1 protein-coding gene and 1 pseudogene are annotated in these 4,256 nt (G+C 40.5%); both read right to left on the reverse strand.

Annotation, left to right across the window (positions count from 1 at the left end):
• Positions 1–257: 257 nt before the first annotated feature.
• Positions 258–1,454, reverse strand: a pseudogene (sucC, locus tag AC1DPZ_RS22995) (ADP-forming succinate--CoA ligase subunit beta); the annotation flags it as partial.
• Between the two features lie 78 nt (positions 1,455–1,532).
• The coding region (locus tag AC1DPZ_RS23000) for a sensor histidine kinase (protein WP_477407842.1) at positions 1,533–4,256 on the reverse strand (2,724 nt) is incomplete at its 5' end.

The raw sequence follows: 4,256 nt of genomic DNA on the forward strand, positions 1-4,256 counted from the left end.
CCTACCTATGACGTATTCGATTTTCAAGATGTAAAGGCCCTGTCAGTCTGAGCCTGTCGAAGACTCGCGCGGAGAGGCCTTTGCCCGCTATGCTTCGACAGGCTCAGCATGACAGCCCTTTTAGCAACGTCATGTCCCCTTCAGAGTTTCGCGAAATTTTACCACTCGCAATGACGGGGGGTGTTGGGTGCTAAAACCAACGCGTCATTAACCAAAAAAGGGGCACAAGGCCCCTTTCAATATAGTGTGACTGGCAATTACAAAGCCAATACTTCTTTTACTCTTTCGGCTGCTTCTTTAAGCAAAATGGCCGAGTATACTTTTAAACCTGAGTTATCTATCAGTTCTTTTGCTTCGGTGGCATTGGTGCCTTGTAAACGAACGATGATTGGTACAGGGATGTTGCCAATTTCTTTGTAGGCATCAATAACACCCTGGGCAACACGGTCGCAACGAACAATACCACCAAAGATGTTGATGAGGATTGCTTTAACGTTAGGGTCGGAAAGGATGATGTTAAAACCAGCTTTAACGGTTTCGGCATTGGCAGTACCACCAACATCAAGGAAGTTGGCAGGCTCGCCGCCGGCAATTTTAATGATATCCATAGTTGCCATGGCTAAACCGGCGCCGTTAACCATACAGCCTACGTTACCATCAAGCTTTACATAGTTAAGGTTTGATTTGCTTGCTTCAACTTCGGTAGGGTCTTCCTCGTCGGTATCGCGCATAGCGGCATAATCCGGGTGACGGTATAATGCGTTATCATCAATATTAACCTTGGCATCAACAGCTAAAATTTTGTTATCAGATGTTTTTAATACCGGGTTAATCTCAAATTGTGATGAGTCGGTAGCTTCGTAAGCTTTGTATAAGGCAGCTATGAATTTGGTCATATCTTTAAAAGCCTCGCCCGATAGACCTAAGTTGAAAGCTATTTTGCGGGTTTGGAAACCTTGCAGACCAACTTTAGGATCAATTTCTTCTTTAAATATTAATTCGGGAGTTGAGTGTGCAACTTCCTCAATATCCATACCGCCTTCGGTGCTGTACATGATAATGTTACGGCCCTTAGCACGATCGAGCAATACGCWCATATAAAACTCTTTGGTTTCGCTTTCGCCCGGGTAGTAAACATCCTGTGCTACTAAAACCTTTTTTACTTTTTTACCTTCGGGTCCGGTTTGGGGGGTAACCAGCTGCATGCCAATAATATTGCCTGCAATTTCTTTAACCTGGTCAAGGTTTTTAGCCAGCTTTACACCGCCGCCTTTACCACGGCCACCGGCATGGATCTGTGCTTTTATCACTACCCAGCTTGATCCCAGGTCTTCTTTCAATTTTTGGGCAGCCTCTGCAGCCTGCTCAACAGTATCGGCAACAATGCCTTCCTGAACTCTAACGCCAAAGCTCTTTAATATGGCTTTGCCCTGATATTCGTGAATATTCATGTTTTTTGAAGAATTTGCGGTAAATCTACAATTTTGTTTTAAAGGTAGGGGAGGTTTGTGGAGTTTATTTAAACAAGCTTATTAATTCTCGCCTTTTAACCAAAACGAAATTTTACTGCCTATACCCAATTTGCTTTCTATGGTTAATTTCCCGTTGTTTTTTGCAATAAAATCCTGGCAAAGCATAAGCCCAAGCCCCGATCCTTTTTCGCCGGAAGTACMGTCTTTATGAAAATTTTCTTTTTTTAGTATGGCGTCAATTTCCGTTTCAGACATTCCGTTGCCGGTATCCTGTACATAAACTTCAACAAATCCCGGCTGGGCGCTGTAGCCTAAAACTATTGTGCCATTGCAAGGGGTAAATTTAATAGCATTGTTGATGAGGTTGCGCAATACCAGCCTTATCATATCCATATCGCCGAAAATGGAAATGTTTTTGTTGATGTTATTTATAATCCGGATGTTTTTAGCATCGGCATTCAGTTTAAATAAGTTATAGTTTTCTTCGGCAATATCTATCGCATTAAACCAGGCAGGCTTTACCTGGATCCCCTCCATCTGGCTTTGTGCCCAATAAAGTAAATTATCTGTAAGACTAAATGTTGAGCCTATATTGTCATCAAGCTCGGGTATCAGCGTTTCAAGTTCTTCCAGACTTAATTCTCCTGATTTTACCAAATCAAGGGTTTGTTTTAATTGGCCTATTGGTCCCCTTAAATCGTGCGAGATAATAGAAAAGAGTTTGTCTTTGGTTAAATTCAACTCTTGTAGTGCCTTGCTTTGTGCTAAAATTTCATCGTTTTTGCCGCTTAGCTCAATGGTTTTTTCATTTACTTTACGTTCCAGCACCAGTTTTTGTCTTCTTATACGGCTGGTATTAAATATATTAACCAGGTAAAAGGCCAGCAAAGCCAACAGCAGGTAAAGTAAGTAGGCCCACCAGGTTTTATACCATGGGGCGTTGATATGGAAGGAATAAGAAACAGGCTCGGTTATTTGCCCGTAAATATTTTTGGCCCGTACAAAAAAGGTATAATCGCCGTTGGATAGGTTGGTGAACAAAGCTTCTTTTTCCTTGTTCCAGGTGGACCATTTGTTTTCAAAACCTTTTAACTTATACTGGTATTCAATTTTATCGGCATCCTCATAAAATGAGCTTKCAAAAATGAATTTTAATTTATTCTGACTAAATGCAAGCTCGTTTTGAGGTAGTTTGCCGCCGCTTGTAAAGATTGTTGAATCGGCCGCCAATACAGCTTTAATGGATAATTTAAAGGGCTTGTTATAATAAGTTTTTTGAGCACCATTGTAACTGATAATTTTATCCACATTACCAATCCATACTTCATCGGGGCCGGCAATAAGTACCGGTGCGTCTACATCAATACGCAGCAAACCGTGCGTGTTTGTTGATATTTTGCTGAATGGGGTTAAAAATAACTTAAATGAGCCACCAGGCTGCTTAATAAGGGCGCCTGCGGTTTGTGTTTTTTTTGATGGAGCCCCCCAAAAGTAAATATCGCCATTTGCGTTTTCGGCAAGGGTATAAATGCAAAAGCCTTTGCCGGTTGCTTTTCGGAATATGGCATCGGGCTCAAACCTGTTTTTAATTTTGTTATAATTATAAATACCATCGGTAGTGGTTACAATTATTTTACCGTTTTTTAACCGGTAAATACGGTTATTAAGGTTTGAGGGCAAGCCGTTTGCAGTATTATAAAAAGTGGTACCCGCTACCGAATCCATTTGTGCATTTAACCGCAGCTTAAAGATCCCCTTGTTGTAATGACTTATCCATAAATAGCCCTCATCATCCTGCTGTATAAACCTGGTTTCTTCTTCAAAGCCTTTTATTTTTTTTTGATGCCAGGTATTGCCTTGTTTTTCCACCAGCCAGATGCCTGTGTTGTAAGTGCCCATGATCATGCAATCGGGCCTGTTGCGTACCTCGCCTATGGTTTGTATAAACAAATGATTTACCAGCCGCGTAGCTTTCTTTCCCTCTATTTCAAAAACGCCGTTGCGGTGTGCTAAATATAATTTTTGATTAAAATTGAACATATTCCAGTTCTCTCCGGCGGTTCCCGGTACAAGAGAAAAGGTTGCATTATCTTCTTTATAAAAAAGTCCTTTCCCTGTACCCACATATAAATACTGGTCTTTTTTTCCGAAGGATAATAGATCTCCCTCAAGGCCATTTTGTTTATTGTATATAGATAAGGGCGAGCTTGTAATGATTTGCGAAATAAATGAATCTGTACCCAGCCAGGTATTATGATTCATATCCTGGAAGATAAATCCTGAATTGAGATTTAACCCCAGCACATCTTTTGAAATAAAGTTTACCGTTTTACCTTCTTTATTTAAAAAAACAATCCCTTCTGCTGTAAACACGCATATTTTGCTATTATCCAGGTAGAGGATCCCCCTTATCTCGGCAGTTTTTGAAAGGGTGACGGGATTGGGGGTAATTAGGCGCAACCTTTTACCGCTATTTGTTTCGAGGGGATTTAATACCCATACCCGGTTATTGTCATCGAGCAAAAGGTATTGGCCGTTTTCATAATCTGCAATGCGCTTTAAATGGATGCCGGCCAGTTCCAGTTCTTTACCAAATCCTGCATCCTCAAATTCACCGTTTTTATAAATCCATAAACCCTCGCTATTTGTAGAAAATAATTGTTTTTTTAATTTAAATAACCAGGCGTTTTTTATGGCAAGCACTTTAACCCTCCCGTTTTTATACAGGAAAATATTTTTTTTGTTGTTGAAGATTACCTCATCATTAAAAACGATGGTTTGTAC

The organism is Mucilaginibacter sp. P4_G9 (assembly GCF_056400985.1).